This is a genomic window from Nitrincola lacisaponensis (assembly GCF_000691225.1).
In the GTDB taxonomy this organism is placed as follows: Bacteria; Pseudomonadota; Gammaproteobacteria; order Pseudomonadales; family Balneatricaceae; genus Nitrincola; species Nitrincola lacisaponensis.
The window spans coordinates 1-21,204 of record NZ_JMSZ01000034.1; the positions used below are offsets into that span (position 1 = coordinate 1).

Below are 21,204 nucleotides of genomic sequence, written 5' to 3' on the forward strand. Positions count from 1 at the left end.
CCGTTGGGTGGCCCTTTTTGTATTTCAGTCACATGAAGTCTTGATGGTTTCTGTTCTAACTGTTTGTGTGAGTCATATCATGCGCATGCCAGATGTAAATCCCGCGTTTCCACGTAAGCCGTTTAATGCCAGAGGCTCTAAGGTATCGCGTTGTGAAAATTGCCGGTTACCTGAGACCTGCTGTATTTGTTCAGCACTGCGCCATACGCAAGCTGCCGCTGATTTCTGGTTGTTGATGCACCACAATGAGTTCTATAAGCCTTCCAATACAGGGCGGCTGATCTTACAGAGTTTTCCCTCTGCTGGCATTTCAGAATGGCAGCGATTGAGCATGGCCACCGAGTTTGAAGTCTTGCTACAGCAGCGTCCGGGTGATGCCTGTCTGGTTTTCCCTGAGGCACCGGATTATAGCCATCGAATGGTTCGTGATGTGTCCGAGCTGTCTGCAAGACCTCTGTTTATCATTCCAGACGGTACCTGGCGTCAGGCCAGACGTATTTTTCGTCATAGTGCCTATTTGCAGGATTTGCCGGTTATCGAACCTGAAGTGTTGCAGCATAGCCGTTATTTTTTACGTAAGTCAGATACAGAGCATCATTTATGCACGGCAGAGGTGGCGGTTGCATTGCTGGAGCAGCTAGGCGACAGAGAGGGTGCAGAGGTGTTGATGCATAACTTTCGACTGTTTAACGAAGGTTATTATGCATCCAAAGGACGAAATCTGCAGGTGGCTGAAGCGCCACCTGCATGAGCGGCTTAGTGTGTTTCTTCCGCTGCGCCGTTCTCAGCTGCTTTCTGCTGCTGAGCGCGTTGCTGTAACTGCTGCGCATATAGGGCATCAAAGTTGACAGGAGCCAGCATCAGTGGAGGGAAGCTGGCACGTGTCATGAAGCTGTCGACTGTTTCACGTGCATAGGGGAACAGAATGCTTGGGCAGAAGGCGCCCAGGGTGTGACCCAGTTGCTGATCCTCCAGGCCACTGATGATAAAGATACCAGCCTGTTGCAACTCGATCAGCAGTGCAGTTTTTTCATCATTTTTGATTGTGACGGTCAGGGTCAGTACGACTTCGTAGTGGCTTTCATCCAGCTGGCTGGTTTTGGTATTCAGATCCAGCTTAACATCTGGTTTCCAGCCTTTGGTAAAGACAGCAGCACCTTCCGGGGTTTCCAGAGAGGCATCTTTCAGATAGACCCGCTGCAGGGCAAATTGTGGAGCGGCTTTGGTTTCTGCCATGTGAATAATCCTTGTGCGTTAGTTTATGCGGGTTGGTCGAGCAATGGATCCAGCTTGCTTTCCAGGTCGAGTTCGTAGAGCTCATCACAACCACCCACGTGGAAGTCATTGATGAAAATCTGTGGAACCGTATTGCGCCCACTGCGCTGAATCATCTCCTGGCGACGGGCAGGATCATTGCCGACATCGATTTCTTCATAGACCGCTTTCTTCTTGTCCAGCAGGTATTTTGCCCGATGACAAAAAGGACAGGTGCGGGTCGTATAGATAGTGACTTTAACCATAACTATTTCTTCACGATTGGGAGGTGTTGAGCTTTCCACTCAGTAATACCGCCTGACAGCCGGGAAACCTGAGTAAAACCAGCTGTTTTCAGCTTCTTGCCTGCGCTGCCAGCGGTTTGCCCAAGATTACATACAACAATCACCGGAGTGTCTTTGAAACTGTCGAGCTCAGTGATACGGCGATCCAGGTCCGCAAACGGGATATGGCGTGAATTGGCAATATAGCCGGTATCCCACTCTTTCTTGGTGCGGATGTCGAGAATCACGGCGGATTCCTTATTGATCATGCGCGTGGCTTCGGCCGGGGTGACAGAACGACCGGATTTACGTTTCTCTGTCCAAAGCAGGACGGCTAATGTCAGCAGCCATGCAGTGACCAGAAGAGGGTGGTTGCCGATAAACTCAAAAATTCTTTCCATCTGGGTTTCCGTTATGTGAACTCAAAAAACTTTGCCAAGTATACAATGTACGGCCAGCCGGGATAAGGGTAAAACGTATCTGTGTTAGCCTTAAAGGCATATAGGCAGTAAAATGCATCTACTTCTCACTTTCAGCATATAGATGGCCGACCATGAGTGATACACGATCTACAAAAGCTCTGATTATTTTGGATGGATTTGGTGTTGAATCGACACCTTCTTCTGCAATTGAAGCGGCACGTACCCCGAATTGGGATGCCCTGCTGGCGAATAACCCTAATTCTCGCATCGCCACGTCCGGTATGGCGGTGGGTCTGCCAGAAGGACAGATGGGTAACTCAGAAGTGGGGCACATGAATATTGGTGCAGGTCGTGTGGTGTACCAGAACTTTACCCGTATCTCCAAATCGATTGCGGATGGTGATTTCTTCACAAACCCGGCGCTGACCGAAGCGATTGATAAGGCGCTGGCAGCTGGTGGGGCGTTACATATTGCCGGTTTGCTTTCACCGGGTGGCGTACACAGCCATGAAGATCACCTGTTTACACTGGCTGAAATGGCAGTTGAGCGTGGACTGAAAGACGTTTATCTGCACGCTATTCTGGATGGTCGTGATATGCCGCCACGCTCTGCCGAACCGTCGCTGGAAAAGGCTGATGCGTTGTTCCGGCGTTTGGGCTGTGGTGCTGTAGCAACCGTTATCGGTCGTTATTATGCCATGGACCGGGATAATCGTTGGGATCGGGTACAGCAGGCCTATGACGCCATGGTGTCGGGAGAGGGTGGTTTTTATGCCCAATCCGCACAGCAAGCCCTGGCTGAAGCCTATGCACGTGATGAGAATGATGAATTCGTCAAACCGACGGTGATTACGGACATGGCGGGCCATCCGAAGGGTGTTATCAAGGATGGTGATGCCGTTATTTTTGCCAACTTCCGTCCGGATCGCGCGCGTGAGATCACCCGTGCGCTAATAGAAGGCGATCAGTTCAGTGGTTTTGAACGTCGCCAGCGTCCGCAATTATCCGCCTATGTGATGATGACTGAGTACGCCAGTGATATTCAGGCGGCCTGCGCATTTCCGCCGACAGCCTTGCATAACGATCTGGGTGAATACCTGTCGTCGCTGGGGAAAACGCAGCTGCGTATTTCAGAAACCGAAAAATATGCTCATGTGACCTTTTTCTTCAATGGCGGCCAGGAAGCCGTATATCCAGGTGAAGAGCGTATTCTGGTGCCTTCACCTCAGGTTGCCACCTATGACCTCAAACCGGAAATGAGTGCTTATGAGGTGACAGACAAGCTGGTCGAGGCGATAAAGAGCCGTCAGTATGACCTGATCGTCTGCAATTTTGCTAACGGTGATATGGTCGGGCACTCCGGTAAATTTGATGCCGCCGTCAAGGCGGTTGAAGTGGTGGATGAGTGTATCGGCCGGGTGCTGGATGCGATGCGCAGTGTTGAGGGTGAAACACTGATTACGGCAGATCATGGCAATGTTGAAATGATGCAGGATCCTGAAACGGGCCAACCGCATACCTCGCATACCATTTGGCCAGTGGCATTGATTTATGATGGTCCACGTGCGGCGCATGTGGCAATTCGTGATGGTGCATTGTGCGATCTGGCCCCCAGCCTGCTGTATTTGATGGATCTTCCTGTTCCTGCAGAGATGACCGGAAAATCACTGATTCAGCTGGGTTGAACCGTTTCATGCTGAAATGGTTATTGCCTTTGTTGCTGTGTTGCTGGGTGTTGATACCCGTGGCATCTGCGCAGGATGCTCAGGCGACAGCTGCCCAGCTGGAACGCTTGAAGCGTGATATTGCACAGTTGCAGCAGCGCGTCGCTGACCGTGAGAAGCAGCGACAGGATGAACAGCAGGCACTGGCTCAGGCCGAACGCTCGATTAACCGGGTGATGACCGATTTGCGTGCCCTGGACCAGGAGCTGCAGCAGCTGGATGTGAATATGCAGGGTTTGCAGGCTCAGCGGACTGAGCTTGAAACGGCTTTGGCGGAACGACGTGAGCTGGTTGAACAGTTGATACAGGAGCAGTATCGACAGGGACGACAACCGAGGTTGATGCTGTTGTTGAAACAGGAAGATCCTGAGCGTCTGGATCGCATGCTGCGTTACTATGATCATCTCAATCTTGAACTGACACAGCAGTTACAAACGTATCAACAACAGTTGCAACAGTTGGGCCAGACACATCAGGACATCGGCTCGACAGAACAGCAGATTGCTGAACGTCGTGAGCGTCTCACAGCTGAGCAGCAGCAACTGGAAAAAGCACGGGCGGATCGCCAGGCAGCCCTGGCCCGACTGAATCAGGTGCAGCAGGAGGAGCAGCAGCGTCTGACCAGCCTGCGACGCGATCAGCAAGAGCTGGAAGCGTTACTGGCTGAAATTCAACGCTCCCTGGAGGCCTCTCGTCTGGCGCAGGATAGCCAGGAATTTGCTACGCTGAAAGGACGTCTGCCCTGGCCTGTACAGGGTAACCTGCTGCGGACCTTTGGCAGCCAGCGCAGTGGTGTCTCGTTTGAGGGGCTGTTGATTGCCGGTCGTACCGGTGCGGATGTGCGAGCTGTACACCATGGTCGGGTGGTGTTCTCGGACTGGTTGCGAGGCTATGGTCTGGTGATGATACTGGACCATGGTGGTGGTTACATGAGTCTGTATGGTCATAATCAGACCCTGTTGCGTGAACCCGGAGACTGGGTCAGTGCCGGTCAGGCGATAGCCACTGTGGGTAACAGTGGTGGACATGAGGAAACTGGACTTTATTTTGCCATACGTCACCAGGGAAAACCGGTGAATCCGTCGGAATGGCTGAGCAGGCCCTGAACAGGCCGGAGAGGATCAACTGATGAAACGTTTGCCTATCCTGTTATTGTCCCTAATGTCACTGACGCTGTTCAGCAGCGTATTACAGGCAACGCCTGAGGCAGAGGGTGACTCGACAGCACCGTCTATCCCGGTTGAGGAGCTGCGCCTGTTTGCTGAGGTGTTCGACCGGATCAAGTCTGCCTATGTGGAGCCGGTCACGGATCAGCAACTGCTGGAAGATGCCATTCGGGGCATGCTCAGTGGTCTGGACCCTCATTCGGCGTATCTGGATGCCAAGGCTTTTGAGAACCTTCAGGTACACACATCCGGGCAGTTTGGTGGATTGGGTATCGAGGTCGGCTTGCAGGATGGTTTCATTCGCGTTATTGCGCCCATTGACGATACCCCTGCGCAGCGTGCCGGTATACAGGCAGGTGATTTGATTACCAAGATTGGTGATGAGTCGACTCAGGGCATCTCTCTGAATGAAGCCGTAGATAAAATGCGCGGTCGTATTGGTACCCGAGTGACCTTGACGCTGGTTCGTGACGGCGTAGAGAAGCCTTTTGAGGTGACTTTGGAGCGGGCTTCGATCAGTGTTACCAGTGTCCGTCACCGTTTGCTGGAAACGGGTTATGGCATGATCCGAATCAGCCAGTTCCAGAACAATACGGCTGAACAGCTGCTGCGTTCAATCGAAACCCTGAAAGGGATGGGTGAACTCAACGGGATCGTGCTGGATCTGCGTAACAACCCAGGTGGTGTGCTTCAGGCTGCGGTTCAGGTCAGCGATGCCTTCCTGTCCGAAGGGTTGATCGTGTATACCGATGGCAGGCTGCCGAATTCTGAATTAAGCTTCAGCGCCACACCTGAGACACCCGCCGCGGATATCCCGCTGGTCGTCCTGATCAATGCCGGTTCAGCCTCTGCCTCAGAGATTGTTGCCGGAGCGTTGCAGGATCATCGTCGGGCAGTTGTTATGGGTACCGACAGCTTTGGTAAAGGCTCGGTGCAGACCATTCTGCCGGTCAGCTCTGGTCGCGGGGTCAAGCTTACCACTGCACGTTATTTTACACCCAGTGGACGCTCCATTCAGGCCGACGGTATTCGTCCGGATGTGGTGGTTGAAGATGCACGTATTACCCGTATAGAGTCACCGGCTGGACAGATACGTGAGCGTGACCTGAGCGGTCATTTGCAAGGTGATGATCCGGTACGCAGCGGTCGTGATGCAGAGGAACCCTTGGGGCAGCGTGATTATCAGTTGTATGAAGCGTTGAATCTGCTCAAGGCGCTGAATATTCTGCAGGCTGGACGAGGCTTGTGACGGTGTGTTGAAGGCTTATCACCCTGGGCTCCGCTGGGGAGCCCTGTGCATCGGATTACTGTTGTCACTGTCCGTGTGGGCGGATAGTCTGTCTCCCAGAATGGTGTTAATACTGGATGATCTGGGTACCAATGCTCATCAGGGCAAGATGGCCTTGGCCTTGCCAGGGCCGATTACCTATGCGGTATTGCCGTTTACACCGCATGCTCAGATGCTGTCGGAGCTCGCGGTTACTCTGCCGGGCAAGGAAATTATTCTGCACGCGCCGATGGCGAATATGGCCAATCTGCCACTGGGCCCTGGCGGCCTGTATCCACATCAATCCGAAGCAGAGTTCAAACAGGTATTGCGGCACAGTCTTGACTCTCTGCCGATGGCGCGTGGATTCAATAATCATATGGGCAGCCTGCTGACACAGCAGGTCCAGCCGATGCGCTGGGCGATGGAGGTGGCGCGTGAACGAGATTTGTTTTTTATCGACAGCCGTACCACGGCACAAACTGTAGCCGCTGATATTGCCAGAGAAGCACGGGTGCCGGTGCTGGAGCGTCAGGTCTTCCTGGATCATCAAATTGACAGTGCGGCTATTGAAGAGCGTTTTTTGCACGCCGTGGCGGTAGCTCAGCGAGAGGGCGAGGTTGTGGTGATCGGTCATCCCTATCCGGAAACCCTGGCGTATCTGGAAAAGGGGCTGCCGTTGCTGGATGAACTGGGTATTCAGCGGGTCACCGCCTCCGCATATTTGATGCAGGAGGCGGAAATGGCTCGTTTGGCGAACGCTTCAGCCGTGACTGACTCAGCTCTGAGCCTGACGACGGAATAAACCTTCGGCCAGCCGTGGCCACTGCTCTGGCCAGTGTTCGGTGGGGCGGCGACGGAACTCACTGCGGACAAACTGACGGATTCGACCTTCAGCCGTAGCCATCAGCAGGTTGGCGCAAGAGCCCGCCGGAATCTGTGTGCGAATCCCTTCTTTCTGTTCCGCTTCACGCATGATCTGTTTGAGCTGGGTTTCCATCCGCTCAAATAACTGGTTGACCTGTCCGCGCAGCCGATCCGTTTCACCGGCCAGCGCATCTGCGGTGAGGATGCGCGCCATGCCGGGATTCTTTTCCACAAACGCCAGTAGCAGAGTGAGGATTTGTTCGCATTGACGTACACCGCTTGCTTCAGAGGTGACGATCAATTTGATACGGGTGAACAGCGTTTCTTCAATAAAGCCAATCAGCCCTTCGAACATCCGCGCTTTGCTGGGGAAGTGACGGTAGAGTGCGGCCTCGGAAACACCCACTTCTTTTGCCAGTGCAGCGGTTGTAATCCGTTGTCCCGGGTTACCTTCCAGCATCTGTGCCAGCGCTTGCAGAATCTGCTCTCGTCGTGAAATCTTCAGTTGCTGCTTGTCGGTCATGCGGGGTTTCCTGGAACAGACAGGGATTTGTTGGTGATCAGCGTGCCCACGCCTTCATTGGTGAAAATCTCCAGCATGCAGGCATGTTCGACCCGGCCATCAATAATGTGTGCCGTATTGACACCGGATTTGACGGCACTGAGCGCACAATCAATTTTCGGCAGCATGCCGCCATAGATAGTGCCATCTTCAATCAGTGCGTCGACCTGCTGCGTGGACAGCCCGGTCAGCACCTTGCCTTCCTTATCCAGCAGACCGGCAATATTGGTCAGCAGTATGAGTTTCTCAGCCATCAGCACTTCAGCAACCTTGCCTGCAACCAGATCCGCATTGATGTTGTAGGCATGCCCATCAGCGCCCACACCGATCGGTGCAATCACCGGAATGAAGTCGGAGTTCTCCAGCATTTTCAGTACTTTGATATTCACGCTTTCCACTTCACCGACATGGCCAATGTCGATGATTTCTGGCGCTTCCATTTCCGGGGTCTTGTGCTTGACGCGCAGTTTGCGTGCCCGCAGCAGTTCTCCGTCCTTGCCGGTCAGACCGATTGCCTTGCCGCCAGCGCTGTTGATCAGGCCGACAATCTCCTTGTTTACCATGCCGCCCAGTACCATTTCTACCACATCCATGGTTTTGGAGTCGGTGACACGCATACCATTGACAAAGTGTGATTCAATTTTCAACTGCTCAAGCAGGTTGCCAATCTGCGGACCGCCGCCGTGTACCACAATCGGGTTAATGCCGATCAGTTTCATCATCACGATGTCACGGGCAAAGCTGGCTTTCAGCTTTTCATCTGTCATCGCATTGCCACCGTATTTGATCACGATGGTTTTGCCGACAAATTTCTGGATATAGGGCATGGCTTCGCTAAGAATGCGAGATGTATCAATGGCTTGTTGGCGAGTCAGAGGCATGGTTCGAGTACCTTATTTATCTGAGTAGCTTATTCATGAGGAATGACCAGGCCGGTTGCGACCTGGTCCAGCTGTGCCTGGAAGGCATCGCGAATACGTTGCAGGGCTGCATCGGTTTCAGCTTCAAAGCGTAGCACCAGCATCGGCGTGGTATTGGAGGCGCGTACCAATCCCCAGCCATCCGCATAATCTACGCGAACACCGTCAATATGGCTGGCCTGGCCGCCTTCGAAGGTGAGCTGCTGAAGTGCTGCAACCAGTGTGAATTTGGTGTCGTCACGGACTTCAATATTGATCTCCGGTGTGCTGATATCCTCGGGATAGGATTGGAATATCACCTCTGCTGTATCTGTTCGGTGTGACAGAATTTCCAGCAGGCGTGCGGCACTGTAGAGGCCGTCATCAAAACCAAACCAGCGCTCTTTGAAGAAAATATGTCCACTCATCTCACCCGCCAGCAGTGCGCCGCAGGCTTTCATCTGCTGTTTGATCAGGGAGTGACCGGTTTTCCACATGGTCGCCTTGCCACCTGCGGCCTCAATCACTTTGGGCAGAAGTCGTGAACATTTTACGTCAAACAGGATTTCGGCACCCGGATTGCGCGTCAGTACGTCTTCAGCAAACAGCATCATCACCCGGTCAGGATAGATGACATGCCCCTGATCGGTTACCACACCGACCCGATCGCCGTCACCATCGAATGCCAGTCCCAGATCCGCCTGGTGATCTGCTACTGCACGGATCACATCCTGCAGGTTTTTCAGCTTGCCTGGATCGGGGTGGTGATTGGGAAATGTGCCATCTACATCGCAGAACAGCGGGATCACCTCGCAGCCCAGACGCTTGATCAGCTCCGGTGCCAGGTTGCCTGGAATGCCATTGCCACAGTCGACAACCACCTTAAGCGGACGCCGCAGTTTGACATCATCAGTGATCTGTTTGAGGTAGGCTTCACTCAGGTCTTCGCTGTGCAGTGTACCCTGGCCCTCTGTGTAGCGACGTTGTTCGATTCGCTGACGCAGTGCCTGAATATCGTCACCAGACAGGGTGTGACCGGCCATCATCATCTTGAAGCCATTGTAATCCGCGGGATTGTGGCTGCCGGTGATCATGATACCGGTTTTATCTGCCTGCTGGTGAGCGGCAAAGTAGAGGGTGGGAGTCGGTACAAAGCCTATGTCGAGTACATCGCAGCCACCGGCCAGCAGTCCCTCGCTCAGACAGGTTTTAAAGCCCGGGCTGGATAAACGTCCATCTGCAGCCACAACGACGGTTTTGATGCCCTGTTGCTGTGCTTCAGCCGCAAATGCCCGGCCAAGGTGCCATACCAGTGCGTCGGTCAAGGCGCTGCCCGCAATTCCGCGAATATCATAGGCGCGGAAGATTTCAGTATCCAGTTCAGTCAGTAAATAGCTCACATCAACTCCCTCTGTCAGGTTATGCGGAATTCAGTGGCGGCCAGATGAGCCAAAACCACCATCGCCACGATTACTTTCAGTAAATTCGCTGACCACTTCAAAGTCAGCCTGTACAACCGGCACCAGTACCAGCTGAGCCATGCGTTCGCCCGGCTCCATGACGAAGCTCTGTTGACCGCGGTTCCAGCAGGAGACAAACAGCTGTCCCTGGTAATCCGAGTCGATTAACCCGACCAGATTGCCCAGTACTATGCCGTGTTTATGGCCCAGCCCGGAGCGGGGCAGGATCATGGCACAGAGGTTGGGATCATCAATGTGGATCGCCAGCCCGGTGGGTATCAGTTCGGTTTGGCCTGGCTCCAGTGTCAGAGGACCATCCAGGCAGGCACGCAGATCCAGCCCTGCAGAACCTGGTGTTGCATAACTGGGTAAAGGGAAGTCAGTGCCAATTCTGGCATCAAGGATTTTAACCTGTAGCTTTTTCATCTGAAGGTGTTGGCTCCGCATGATTAAGATAGTCGGCAAGGTGCTCTATCAGCTGTCTTGCCAGCAAGCGTTTTGATGTCTGAGGCAGCGTCTGATCTGTAGTGGCGCTGACCAGGGTGACCTGATTGTCGTTACTGTTAAAGCCGATACCGGGAGCCGAAACGTCATTGGCGATCACCAGATCGAGTTGCTTACGTAACAACTTGTCCCGGGCATAGTGCAGCAAATCACGTGTTTCTGCGGCAAAGCCAACGGTAAAGGGGTGCTGTGGCTGAGCGGCAACCGTGGCAATGATGTCGGGATTTTTGACCAGTCGAAGCTCCATGATCTCTTCATGGCCCTTTTTGATCTTGTGCTCGGCGATGGCCACTGGCCGATAGTCGGCAACGGCTGCCGCACCGATAAACAGGTCGCATTCGGCGAGTCCATCCAGAGAGGCCGCCAGCATCTGTTCGGCAGTTTCTACCTGGACCAGCTCCACCCGCTCAGGTGGTTCCAGATTGACGGGGCCGCTGATCAGCTTGACGCGTGCACCGGCATCGACGGCGGCCTGGGCCAGTGCATAACCCATTTTCCCGGAGCTGTGATTGGAAATAAATCTGACCGGATCCAGCGGTTCGCGTGTAGGTCCTGCGGTGATGAATACACTCCGGCCACTGAGAGCTAGGTGCTCAAACTCGGCTGCCAGACGTTCTGCCAGATCTGTCGGTTCCAGCATCCTGCCTGGACCTGTGTCACCACAGGCTTGCTCGCCTGCATCAGGTCCCCAGATCTTGATCCCCTGAGCATCCAGCTTGCTGACATTGGCTTGCGTCTGTGGATCTTTCCACATGGCCTGATTCATGGCGGGCGCCAGACAAACAGGTGCCTGCGTTGCCAGGCACAGTGTCGAGAGCAAGTCGTTGCCCATACCTGCCGCGAAGCGTGCGATAAAATCGGCACTGGCGGGTGCAATCAGAATGCGGTCAGCCCAGCGTGCCAGCTCAATATGTCCCATCCCGGCTTCTGCTTCAGGGTCGAGCAGTTGCAGGTGAACCGGATGTCCGGAGAGCGCTTGCAGTGTCAGAGGGGTAATGAACTCTGTTGCTGCCGGTGTCATTACCACGCGCACATCGGCCCCGGCTTTCTTCAGCAGGCGCGTCAGTTCTGCGCTTTTATACGCGGCAATACCCCCGGTGATCCCCAGAAGAATGTGTCTGTTAGTAAGTCTATGCATACCCGGCGAGTCCGAAGATTCCAAGCCATTGAATAAGTCGCTAAGATACCATCTCGTTGTGCATTTGCGTAGAGCAGGACTGGAAGGATCTGGTCAATAATCCATAAGGAAGTGAACTCATGTCGATACGTTTATGGCCCGAACAAGAGCGGCCGCGTGAAAAACTTTTATCCCTGGGCGCGCAGGCGCTGTCTGATGCCGAGCTGCTGGCGATCTTTTTGCGCACAGGTGTGGCTGGCAAATCTGCTGTTGATCTGGCGCGTGAACAGTTGCAGCACTTTGGTGGATTGAGGCCACTACTGGAGAGTAGTGAGAGTGCTTTTTGTCAGGCTCCGGGTCTCGGGCGGGCCAAGTATGCCCAGCTTCAGGCAGTGCTGGAAATGGCTAGGCGTCATCTGGAAGCGGCTCTGGTCAGAGATTCGGTGCTCGACAGCCCTACGGCTGTTCGTCAATACCTGTCGTCGCGTCTGCGTCATCAGGCGCGAGAGGTGTTTGCGTGTCTGTTGCTGGATAACCGGCATCGCGTGATTCGCTACGAAGCGCTGTTTCAGGGAACTTTGAACGCAGCAGCGGTCTATCCTCGTGAAGTGGTCAAATTAGCGCTGCAGGCCAATGCGGCAGCTGTGATCCTGTCTCATAACCATCCATCAGGTGTTGCTGAGCCTTCACAGGCTGACCGGCAGATTACTGAGCGGTTGCGGGAGGCCTTGGCCCTGGTTGATATCCGGGTGCTGGATCATTTGGTGGTCGGTGATACCGAGGTGGTGTCTTTCGCTGAGCGGGGCTGGCTGTAGCATTTTGCCAATCCGGACAGGTCTGACTAAGCTTAATAGACGTAATCATACAAATGAATGATGTAAAGCCCATGATTTTATGTGGGCAATTTAACAAGGAGAGTCAAATGAAAAAAATATCTATGCTGTTTTTGTTGTTACTGTCGACGATGGTGTTGGCGGGCTGTAATACGGTTCAGGGTGTCGGAAAAGATGTGCAGCGTGGCGGAGCCGCATTGGAAGAAGCTGCCAAGGAAAGTTAGTGCCTGGATTGCTTTGCCTGAATAGCTTTAAATGACACGCCAGCGCGTATTGGTGAAAAAATCATCAATCGGGCTGGCGTATTTATGTCAGTTAGGTATAATGTGCGCCCTTCTATCCCTTAATGGTACGGTATTTTGTCCGGTACATTGGACGCTCCGCCTGAGAAACCGGGTCTTTGGTTTCAATAAACATCGGATAGAGCCACAGTAACTTACAGAATTCAGGATAAATGCAATGTCTCGAGTTTGCATGGTAACGGGCAAAGGCCCGATGACCGGGAACAATGTCTCCCACTCTAACCGTAAAACGCGTCGTCGTTTTCTGCCTAACCTGCACTGGCACCGTTTCTGGGTAGAGAGCGAGAACCGCTTTGTACGTCTGCGCGTCTCCTCTAAAGGTATGCGTATCATTGATAAAAAGGGTATCGACTCAGTTCTGACTGAACTGCGTGCCCGTGGCGAAAAGGTTTAAGGAGTTAGACGATGGCAGCTAAAGGTGCTCGTGAGAAAATCCGCCTGGTGTCCTCCGCAGGAACCGGTCATTTCTACACAACTGACAAGAACAAGCGTAATACACCGGACAAGTTCGAATTCAAAAAATACGACCCGGTTGTTCGTAAGCACGTGATCTACAAAGAAGCTAAAATCAAGTAATTGATTGTCTGCTTTCTGACCAAAGCCCGGCTTCAGTTCCGGGCTTTGTTTTTTCCGGAGATTGAACCTTGCTGATCCGGTCTGTACCTTTCCTGTTTGTGTTGCTCTGGAGTACCGGTTTTATCGGTGCCCGCTACGCACTGCCCTGGATAGAGCCCTTTAATCTGCTGTTTATTCGCATGCTGATCACACTGGTTGTCTTCCTGTTGCTGATTCTGGTATTGCGGGCTCGCTGGCCATCTCCGCGTGAAGCTGGACATCAAATGGTGGTCGGACTGCTGATCCATGCTATCTATCTGGGTGGTGTGTTTGTCGCCATTAAACTGGCGTTGCCTGCCGGCGTCACGGCACTGGTTGTCGGGTTGCAGCCTCTGTTGACAGCCTTGCTGGCGCGTATTGGGTTGGGGCAGACGTTGCGCTGGCAGCAATGGCTGGGGTTGCTGGCAGGTTTGGTTGGGGTGTCTCTGGTGCTCGGCAGTGGCTTGCTGGGGCAGACGTTTGAGGTGCATCCTGCGGCACTGCTGGCGGTGATTATCTCCCTGTTCAGTATTTCGGTGGGTACTCTGTATCAGAAGCGCTTCGGTGGGCAGACGGATCTGCTGACGGGATCATTTTACCAATATCTGTCCACGGCTCTGTGCATGGCGTTGTTGGCCTATGGTTTTGAAACGCGAGAAGTGATTTGGCACAGTGATCTGGTACTGGCGTTGTTGTGGCTGGTGTTTGGCCTGTCCGTATCCGCTATTTTGCTGTTAATGTTGATGATTCGTCTGGGTGAGGTGTCACGTGTTGCCAGTTATTTTTATCTGGTACCACCGCTGACAGCTATTGAAGCCTGGTGGCTGTTTGATGAACAATTAAATGGCCTGGCATTGCTGGGTATTCTGGTGACGGTGACGGGCGTATATCTGGCCTTGAAGCAGCCACGGTCATCATCTCAAGCCGGTGTGGAGAAATAGATGCCAGAATTGCCAGAGGTGGAAACCACCTGTCGGGGGATCGCCCCCTTTACTGAGGGGCAGTCTGTTCAAGCAGTACATGTGCGTCAGCCGCAGTTGCGCTGGCCGGTTCCGGCAAGCTTGGGCGAGCTTTTACCGGGTCAGCGTGTGCAGCGGGTGTATCGTCGCGCCAAGTATATTCTTATCGCGCTGGATCAGGGTGATTTGCTGGTGCACTTGGGTATGTCTGGTAGTTTACGAGTGCTGCCAGTCGGTACCCCGGCGCTGAAACATGATCATGTGGATCTTGAGTTCAGCAATGGGTACCTGATCCGGCTGACCGATCCGCGCCGCTTTGGTGCTGTGCTGTGGCAGCCATTGAATACCCAGCATCCATTATTGTCGACTCTTGGTCCAGAGCCCTTGAGTGATGCCTTTGATGCGGCCTACCTGCTGAGTCGATGCCAGGGCAGAAAGCAGCCCATCAAACAGCGAATTATGGACAACCATGTGGTCGTGGGGGTCGGGAATATTTATGCCAGTGAAGCCTTGTTTGCAGCAGGTATCGATCCGCGTCGTCCGGCTGGACGTATTTCTGCAAATCGACTGGCGCGGTTAGTCGTGGAAATCAAGCGGGTATTGGATAATGCCATTACCCGAGGCGGTACAACCCTGCGGGATTTTGTCGGGGGAGATGGCAAGCCCGGCTATTTCCAGCAGGAGTTGTTTGTCTACGGACGCAAGGGTGAGCCCTGCAAGCAGTGTGGTAGTGTGTTGAAAGAAGTGCGCCTGGGGCAGCGCAGCAGTGTATTTTGCCCTGAATGCCAGCGATGATGACTCAACGAACGAGTGGTTTAGACCGATGAATGATTTTTTTAATCCGATGAGTCTGTTTTCCGACACAGTAGCAGAGTCTGCCAGTGGTCGGGAGGCCCTGCGTAAAAAACTGGGCTTGTTGCCCTATCTGGAACGCCGAGAGTGTCTGACACTGGATGAGCAAATCCACTGTGAGCTGTATCACTATGCTGACAGCGCTCCCCTGATTGTCTTCTTGCCTGGTATTGGTACCTACTGTGAGCTCTATGCCGAGCTGTTATCCGGCATCCGTGATCAGGGTTTTAATGTTGTAGGTATAGATTTACGGGGTCATGGATACTCGGCAGGCAGTCGGGGTGATTACCGGGTCGAGCAGGTCATGGTCGACATCTCCAGAGTAGTGGATCATCTGACACAGCGCATCAGTGGGCCAGTGGGTGTCTATGGTTACTCGATTGGCGGGTTGCTGGCCGTGGCGTTTGCCGAGCGGGATCCCAGAGTGAAATCCGTACTCTGCGGCACGCTGTTAGTCACTGAAATTGCACCGGATCTGATTCACCAGTTTGGCTGGAGCTGGACCTGGGGCAGTGCATTATTCTTCCCGCAGCTGCGCGTGCCAATGAAAAGCTTTATTGATTATGAGCAACTGCTGGCAGGTCATCCAGCCGCACGTGAGATCAGCCAGGACCCCAGAATTGTGTATGATTATCCGTTGGGAACGCTGGCCAGCCTGTTCACCCACAGTAGTGGTGTGTTGAAAAAGCGTTATGATTTTCGTGCTGCCATCATTCATGGTGAGCATGATGAAGTGCTGCCTTTGAGTTATTCGCATCAGGTGGTCGATGCGATGACGCACCCATTTGAGCTGATAACCCTGCAAGGCGAGGGGCATATGATTCCCTGGGATAACCCTGAAAAGCTGATTGCTGAGGTCAGTCACTGGTTTCGTATCAGTCTTTGACATCAAAACGTCATATGCTGTTCACCCCTCTGTCACTTTTACGGCGGCATAATGCCAGACTGATAATCAAGTCAGGATGGCAGCATGCATCACGCATTGGAAAAGCTCTGCGCTGCAGACACCCGGGTGTTTTTCTGGTTTAACGGCTATCGTATATTTCGACCTGTAGAGTTGTTCAGTCGCTGGGTTTCCCGTTGTGGCGATGGCTATCTCTATGGACTGGTGGGGATCTTGTTGTGGTGGCTGGAGCCTTTGCAGGGGAAGGTGTTCCTGTTAGCCGGGTTGTTGGCCTTCGCACTGGAATTGCCGGTTTATCTGTTACTGAAAAACAGTATTCAGCGTGATCGTCCCTGCCATCGTCTCAGTCAGATTGATGCCCTGATACATCCTTCAGACCGTTTCAGTTTTCCCTCCGGACATGCCGCGGCCGCTTTTGTGTTTGCTACGCTGGTGACCGCCTGCTATCCCGCGATGGCCTGGTGGGTTTATAGTCTGGCAGGGCTGATCGGACTGTCACGTGTTTTACTGGGTGTGCACTATCCGGCAGATATTCTGGCGGGAGCCTTGTTAGGTTATTGCTGTGCTTTGCCTGCACTCTGGTATGTAGGGCTTTAATGAATGAGATTATTGTATGCCGTTCAGGCAACCGGTAACGGGCATATTACCCGTGCCAGGGCATTATTGCCGGCGCTGCAGCAGGCCGGTATCTCGGTAGATTTTCTGTTCAGTGGGCGTTCCAGAGAGCGCCTGTTCGATATGCAGTGTTTCGGGGACTTCCAGCATCGTACCGGCTTTACCTTCGTAACGCGGGAAGGGCAGGTACATGGCTGGCAAACGCTTAAATCGGCACGCATCAGAGAGTTTATGGCGGATGTCCGATCGCTTGATCTGTCGAGTTATGATCTGTTACTGAATGATTTTGAACCTGTCTCTGCCTGGGCGGCCCGTCGCCAGAAGCTGCCCAGCTTGGGGTTGGCGCATCAATATGCATTGCGTTATCCGCTGCCGGGTACTCAGCGGGCCTTCTGGTTAAAACCCGCGATGGACCTGTTTACGCCACTGGATCGTTATCTAGGGGTACATTGGCAGTCATTTGATCAAGCCATTCTGCCACCCTTGCTCAGTTTGCCCAGCGTGACTGATGGCGAAATGGTTGAACCTGCGCCATTTGTGTTGGTGTATCTGCCTTTTGAATCAACTGAGCAGGTCATTGCCTGGTTGAAGCCCCTGACCGGACAGGCTTTTCGGATTTACGCTGATGTGCCTGAAGCCGTGAGTTATGGCTATGTAGAGGTTCGGCCTCTGTGTCGCCAGGCGTTTCCGGAGGATTTGAAGCGCTGTCAGGGGGTGATTTGTAATACAGGGTTCGGGTTATGCAGTGAAGCGCTGTTGCTGGGGAAAAGGCTGCTGACGAAGCCCTTGAAGGGACAGATTGAGCAATATTCCAATGCCTGTATACTGCAACAGATGCAGCGTGCAGAAGTGATGCCAAAATTTGACTTGCAGTGCGTCCGAGACTGGTTAGTGAGTCCCGAGCCTGAGCCGATATGCTATCCGGATGTGGCTCGATTCATTGCTGAGTGGCTGGTATCTGGCGAAGACTTGCAGGGTGAGTTGTTGGCCCGGCGTGTGTGGCAAGCGGTTCGTAGTAGTTGAAGTCGTGGTTGAATCTGGCTGATAGGCCTTCTGAAAAAGCAAAGGGGGCGCATTATCCATAATGCGCCCCCCTTTATTGGTTATCCATATCCTTGCGAACCCAAAACGTCATGTTTTTGCTATCCCGGCATCCTTGGTCGCTGTGCTTACCGTCCTTAAATTCAATCCATGAACAGGAGATCCATGGGACTTATTATGCCAATCCTGTCAGAAGTTGATATAGGAGTTTTTCCTAAAAATCGATTTTTTTGCAAAAACTTCTGTCTGGCGTGTGATCCTTTTTGTCATACTGCTGTCATGGTTTTTACGTTCAATTAGCAGCTTCGTAGGAGTTTAATGTGGCATTTAATAACAGTCAGCGCTACTTCCCTGAAACCCGCATGCGCCGGATGCGGGCAGATGACTTTTCTCGACGCCTGATGCGAGAGAATCGTCTCACACCGGATGATCTGATTTATCCGGCTTTTGTGATCGAAGGTCAAGGAGTGCGTGAGACTGTTGCGTCCATGCCGGGTGTGGAACGGCTAAGTATTGACCTGATGGTCAAGCAGGCGCATGAACTGGTATCACTGGGTATTCCGGCAATTGCACTGTTTCCGGTGACTCCGGCTGAGGTGAAGTCGGAACTGGGTGAAGAAGCATTCAACCCGGATGGTCTGGCTCAGCGTGCAGTAAGGGCGATCAAGGATGCCTGTCCTGATCTGGGTGTGATTACAGACGTGGCGCTGGACCCCTTCACGACACATGGTCAGGATGGCATCATCGATGAGCAGGGCTATGTACTGAATGACCGCACGATAGAAACACTGGTTGCACAGGCCATTTCACATGCAGAGGCGGGTGCCGATGTGGTGGCCCCCAGCGATATGATGGATGGCCGAATTGGTTATATCCGTGCCATGCTGGAAGAGCAGGGTTATGTGAACACGCGCATTATGTCCTATGCTGCCAAGTATGCCAGTGCTTACTATGGTCCGTTCCGGGACGCAGTGGGTTCGGCGGCAAACCTGGGCAAGAGTAACAAGTTCAATTATCAGATGGACCCGGCAAACAGTGATGAAGCGCTGCATGAAGTGGCGCTGGATCTGGCCGAAGGCGCTGATATGGTGATGGTCAAGCCAGGCATGCCCTATCTGGATATTGTCCGTCGGGTGAAGGATGAACTGAAAGTTCCCGTGTTTGCCTATCAGGTAAGCGGGGAATACGCGATGCATATGGCTGCCTTCCAGAATGGCTGGCTGGATGAGCGCAGTGTTATGCTGGAATCATTATTAGCATTCAAACGTGCTGGTGCTGACGGTATTCTGACCTATTTTGCGGTCAGGGCAGCACAGGCGCTGAACTGAGGAGTGGGGAATGAGTGACGTGATCATCGATCAGGCTGAAGCAGAAGCTGCTGCCGCGGCAGCGCTGTTGGAAAGTCGGGAAATCCTGCCGACGATTGAGCCGATCGAGGAGGTCCCGGTTGATCTGAGAGCCTCTGAGCTGTACATCAACCGGGAACTCAGCCACCTGCAATTCAACGTGCGGGTATTGGAACAGGCGCTGGACGAAGGTCATCCGCTGCTGGAACGGTTGATGTTCCTGCTGATCTTTTCCAGCAACCTGGATGAGTTTTTTGAGATCCGGGTTGCCGAGCAGTTGCGCCAGTTGAAATACGGTCGTGAAGATGTCGGACCGGATGCAATGCATCCGCAAAAAGTGCTGGAAAAAATTCGGGAGATCTGTGAGATCAATGTTGATCGACAGTATAAAATTCTCAATGAAATCATGTTTCCGGCTCTGGATGCGCAGGGTATACGCTTCCTGCGTCGAGGTATCTGGACAACGGATCAGCGTCGCTGGGTCAAAGAGTTTTTTGAAGAGAAAATTGTCCCGGTTATCAGCCCGATAGGTCTGGATCCGTCACACCCCTTCCCGAGACTGATCAACAAAAGTCTCAACTTTATTGTGCAGCTGGAAGGCAAGGATGCGTTTGGCCGGGAAACTGGTCTGGCGATCATTCCGGCACCGCGGTCTCTGCCGCGTCTGATTCGTCTGCCGGATGAAATCTGCGAGAGTGGTGATAATCTGATTTTCCTGTCATCCATCATTCATGAGTTTGCGGATGAGCTGTTCCCCGGCATGAAGGTGAGAGGCTGTTATCAGTTCCGTATCACCCGAAATGCAGATTTGAGCTTTGATTTTGAAGAAATTGAGGATCTGGCGCGTACTCTGAGAGGTGAGTTGCACTCGCGTAAATATGGTGATGCGGTGCGTCTGGAAGTTGATCAGCGTACACCCGAAGAACTGATTGGCTTCCTGATGGAAGAGTTCAATCTGAATGACAGCCAGGTATATCGAGTCAATGGACCGGTAAACCTGAACCGTCTGATGGCCGTGCGCGATCTGGTAGAGCGTCCGAATTTGCGTTACAAGCCGTTTACGCCCGGTGTACCGAACAAGCTGAAAACTGACAAGGATATCTTTACGATCCTGCGACGTACCGATCAGCTGCTGTTGCACCCGTTCCAGTCATTTACGCCCGTTATTGATCTGTTGCGCCAGGCTGCCAAGGACCCGGATGTGATTGCGATCAAGCAGACACTGTACCGTACCGGGGTGAAGTCGGATATCGTCAATTCACTGGTGGAAGCGGCGCGTAATGGTAAAGAGGTCACCGTAGTGATTGAGCTGCGTGCCCGCTTTGATGAGGAAAGTAACCTGCAGTTAGCCAGCCGTTTGCAGGAGGCTGGCTGTCTGGTGGTGTATGGTGTGGTGGGCTACAAGACACATGCCAAAATGATGCTGGTGATTCGCCGTGAAGGCAATAATCTGGTGCGTTATTCTCATCTGGGTACCGGTAACTATCATTCCGGTACGGCACGTCTGTATACCGACTACAGTTACATCACCAGTGATAAGGATGTCGGTGAAGATGTACACAAGGTGTTCCAGCAACTGACCGGGATGGGCAAGATTCAGAAGCTGAAAAAGCTGTTTAACGCACCCTTTACCCTGCATGCGCGGATGCTGGAGCTGATGCAGAATGAGATCCGGCAGGTGCAGGCGGGCAAGGAAGGACGCATTATTATCAAGGTCAACGGTCTCACCGAGCCCAAGCTGATCCGTGGTCTGTATGAGGCGTCTCAGGCCGGGGTGAAAATCGATCTGATTATTCGTGGCATGTGTCGTCTGCGTCCCGGTCTGCCGGAAATCTCGGAAAATATCCGGGTGCGCTCGATTATCGGACGTTTTCTGGAGCATACCCGGGTGTATTACTTTGGTAATGGCGGCGATCCGCTGGTGTATTGCAGCAGTGCTGACTGGATGGAGCGTAACATGCTCAACCGGGTGGAAACCGGATTCCAGTTGACCGGCCGTAATGCTGAGCGGATCTTGCGAGAACTGGAGTATTATCTGCAGGATAACTGCCAAAGCTGGGAACTGCACTCGGATGGCAGCTATACCTTGCTGCAGCCTCAGGAAGGTGAAGAGCGTTTCAGCGCACAGCAAGTGCTGCTGGAAGAGTTCGCCAAGGTCTGACAACTGTCGATAGCTGAAAGCTGGGACAAAGTTACAGTTGAACAACGGCGGTATCCGTAAGGAACCGCCGT

24 protein-coding genes are annotated in these 21,204 nt (G+C 53.1%); 16 read left to right on the plus strand and 8 right to left on the minus strand.

What is annotated here, in order from left to right; all coding sequences use genetic code 11:
• The coding region (locus tag ADINL_RS13170; protein WP_204368248.1) for a tRNA-uridine aminocarboxypropyltransferase at positions 1 to 751 on the plus strand (751 nt) is incomplete at its 5' end.
• Positions 752 to 756: 5 nt separating this feature from the next.
• On the opposite strand, the gene secB is transcribed toward ADINL_RS13170, so the two are convergent.
• The 3 genes from secB to ADINL_RS13185 are packed head-to-tail and all read right to left on the minus strand — an operon-like array spanning position 757 to position 1,939.
• Positions 757 to 1,236 carry a protein-export chaperone SecB gene (secB, locus tag ADINL_RS13175; protein ID WP_036549001.1) on the minus strand — a complete coding sequence of 160 codons (480 nt, stop codon included), beginning with the start codon at positions 1,234 to 1,236 and terminating at the stop codon, positions 757 to 759.
• A gap of 23 nt (positions 1,237 to 1,259) precedes the next feature.
• Positions 1,260 to 1,520: a glutaredoxin 3 gene (grxC, locus tag ADINL_RS13180; RefSeq protein ID WP_036549003.1), complete on the minus strand. Its 261-nt coding sequence runs from the start codon at positions 1,518 to 1,520 to the stop codon at positions 1,260 to 1,262.
• A gap of 2 nt (positions 1,521 to 1,522) precedes the next feature.
• Positions 1,523 to 1,939, minus strand: a complete 417-nt coding sequence (locus ADINL_RS13185; protein WP_036549006.1) for a rhodanese-like domain-containing protein — start codon at positions 1,937 to 1,939, stop codon at positions 1,523 to 1,525.
• A 152-nt stretch (positions 1,940 to 2,091) separates the two neighbouring features.
• Between ADINL_RS13185 and gpmI the strand changes: the two genes are divergently transcribed.
• The 4 genes from gpmI to ADINL_RS13205 all read left to right on the plus strand — a co-directional run bounded on the left by gpmI (position 2,092) and on the right by ADINL_RS13205 (position 6,922).
• A complete protein-coding gene (gene gpmI / locus ADINL_RS13190; RefSeq protein ID WP_036549009.1) occupies positions 2,092 to 3,645 on the plus strand; it encodes a 2,3-bisphosphoglycerate-independent phosphoglycerate mutase in 1,554 nt (517 codons plus the stop codon).
• Positions 3,646 to 3,653: 8 nt separating this feature from the next.
• A complete protein-coding gene (locus tag ADINL_RS13195; RefSeq protein ID WP_036549011.1) occupies positions 3,654 to 4,790 on the plus strand; it encodes a murein hydrolase activator EnvC family protein in 1,137 nt (378 codons plus the stop codon).
• Between the two features lie 22 nt (positions 4,791 to 4,812).
• Complete coding sequence (locus ADINL_RS13200) at positions 4,813 to 6,099, plus strand: S41 family peptidase (protein WP_036549015.1); 1,287 nt, start codon at positions 4,813 to 4,815, stop codon at positions 6,097 to 6,099.
• 61 nt (positions 6,100 to 6,160) lie between these two features.
• Positions 6,161 to 6,922 carry a divergent polysaccharide deacetylase family protein gene (locus ADINL_RS13205; RefSeq protein WP_152547686.1) on the plus strand — a complete coding sequence of 254 codons (762 nt, stop codon included), beginning with the start codon at positions 6,161 to 6,163 and terminating at the stop codon, positions 6,920 to 6,922.
• Here ADINL_RS13205 and slmA read toward each other — a convergent pair.
• The 5 genes from slmA to coaBC are packed head-to-tail and all read right to left on the minus strand — an operon-like array spanning position 6,896 to position 11,547.
• Positions 6,896 to 7,507 (minus strand): nucleoid occlusion factor SlmA, encoded by a 612-nt coding sequence (slmA, locus tag ADINL_RS13210; RefSeq protein ID WP_036549018.1) that lies wholly within the window; start codon positions 7,505 to 7,507, stop codon positions 6,896 to 6,898. The two genes, ADINL_RS13205 and slmA, sit on opposite strands and share 27 nt — an antisense overlap.
• The gene (argB, locus tag ADINL_RS13215; protein WP_036549020.1) at positions 7,504 to 8,427 is read right to left on the minus strand and encodes an acetylglutamate kinase; all 924 of its coding nucleotides are present in this window, start codon (positions 8,425 to 8,427) and stop codon (positions 7,504 to 7,506) included. Before argB ends, slmA begins: the two co-directional genes overlap by 4 nt.
• Positions 8,428 to 8,456: 29 nt before the next feature.
• The gene (locus tag ADINL_RS13220) at positions 8,457 to 9,845 is read right to left on the minus strand and encodes a phosphomannomutase/phosphoglucomutase (protein WP_084154528.1); all 1,389 of its coding nucleotides are present in this window, start codon (positions 9,843 to 9,845) and stop codon (positions 8,457 to 8,459) included.
• A gap of 30 nt (positions 9,846 to 9,875) precedes the next feature.
• Complete coding sequence (dut, locus tag ADINL_RS13225) at positions 9,876 to 10,331, minus strand: dUTP diphosphatase (protein WP_036549024.1); 456 nt, start codon at positions 10,329 to 10,331, stop codon at positions 9,876 to 9,878.
• A complete protein-coding gene (gene coaBC, locus ADINL_RS13230; RefSeq protein WP_036549028.1) occupies positions 10,312 to 11,547 on the minus strand; it encodes a bifunctional phosphopantothenoylcysteine decarboxylase/phosphopantothenate--cysteine ligase CoaBC in 1,236 nt (411 codons plus the stop codon). The genes dut and coaBC overlap by 20 nt, the downstream gene beginning before the upstream one ends.
• Before the next feature lie 119 nt (positions 11,548 to 11,666).
• Between coaBC and radC the strand changes: the two genes are divergently transcribed.
• The 11 genes from radC (at position 11,667) to ppk1 (ending at position 21,133) form a co-directional block, all read left to right on the plus strand.
• Entirely contained in the window at positions 11,667 to 12,341 is a 675-nt protein-coding gene (radC, locus tag ADINL_RS13235; RefSeq protein WP_036549031.1) for a RadC family protein, read from the plus strand.
• Positions 12,342 to 12,448: 107 nt separating this feature from the next.
• Positions 12,449 to 12,583 (plus strand): entericidin A/B family lipoprotein, encoded by a 135-nt coding sequence (locus ADINL_RS13240; protein ID WP_036549034.1) that lies wholly within the window; start codon positions 12,449 to 12,451, stop codon positions 12,581 to 12,583.
• Positions 12,584 to 12,818: 235 nt separating this feature from the next.
• Complete coding sequence (gene rpmB / locus ADINL_RS13245; RefSeq protein WP_036549036.1) at positions 12,819 to 13,055, plus strand: 50S ribosomal protein L28; 237 nt, start codon at positions 12,819 to 12,821, stop codon at positions 13,053 to 13,055.
• Positions 13,056 to 13,066: 11 nt separating this feature from the next.
• A complete protein-coding gene (rpmG, locus tag ADINL_RS13250; protein WP_036511775.1) occupies positions 13,067 to 13,237 on the plus strand; it encodes a 50S ribosomal protein L33 in 171 nt (56 codons plus the stop codon).
• Between the two features lie 68 nt (positions 13,238 to 13,305).
• The gene (locus tag ADINL_RS13255; protein WP_036549038.1) at positions 13,306 to 14,196 is read left to right on the plus strand and encodes a DMT family transporter; all 891 of its coding nucleotides are present in this window, start codon (positions 13,306 to 13,308) and stop codon (positions 14,194 to 14,196) included.
• Positions 14,197 to 15,009: a bifunctional DNA-formamidopyrimidine glycosylase/DNA-(apurinic or apyrimidinic site) lyase gene (gene mutM, locus ADINL_RS13260; RefSeq protein ID WP_036549042.1), complete on the plus strand. Its 813-nt coding sequence runs from the start codon at positions 14,197 to 14,199 to the stop codon at positions 15,007 to 15,009.
• A gap of 28 nt (positions 15,010 to 15,037) precedes the next feature.
• Complete coding sequence (locus ADINL_RS13265) at positions 15,038 to 15,952, plus strand: alpha/beta hydrolase (protein ID WP_239644389.1); 915 nt, start codon at positions 15,038 to 15,040, stop codon at positions 15,950 to 15,952.
• Positions 15,953 to 16,036: 84 nt separating this feature from the next.
• Positions 16,037 to 16,567, plus strand: coding sequence for a phosphatase PAP2 family protein (locus ADINL_RS13270; RefSeq protein ID WP_152547687.1), 531 nt, complete (start codon positions 16,037 to 16,039; stop codon positions 16,565 to 16,567).
• A 3-nt stretch (positions 16,568 to 16,570) separates the two neighbouring features.
• Positions 16,571 to 17,608: an MJ1255/VC2487 family glycosyltransferase gene (locus ADINL_RS13275; protein WP_036549044.1), complete on the plus strand. Its 1,038-nt coding sequence runs from the start codon at positions 16,571 to 16,573 to the stop codon at positions 17,606 to 17,608.
• A gap of 338 nt (positions 17,609 to 17,946) precedes the next feature.
• Positions 17,947 to 18,954, plus strand: coding sequence for a porphobilinogen synthase (gene hemB / locus ADINL_RS13280; RefSeq protein WP_036549047.1), 1,008 nt, complete (start codon positions 17,947 to 17,949; stop codon positions 18,952 to 18,954).
• A gap of 10 nt (positions 18,955 to 18,964) precedes the next feature.
• On the plus strand, positions 18,965 to 21,133 hold the full coding sequence (gene ppk1 / locus ADINL_RS13285) for a polyphosphate kinase 1 (protein WP_084154529.1): 2,169 nt from the start codon (positions 18,965 to 18,967) through the stop codon (positions 21,131 to 21,133).
• Positions 21,134 to 21,204: the final 71 nt, after the last annotated feature.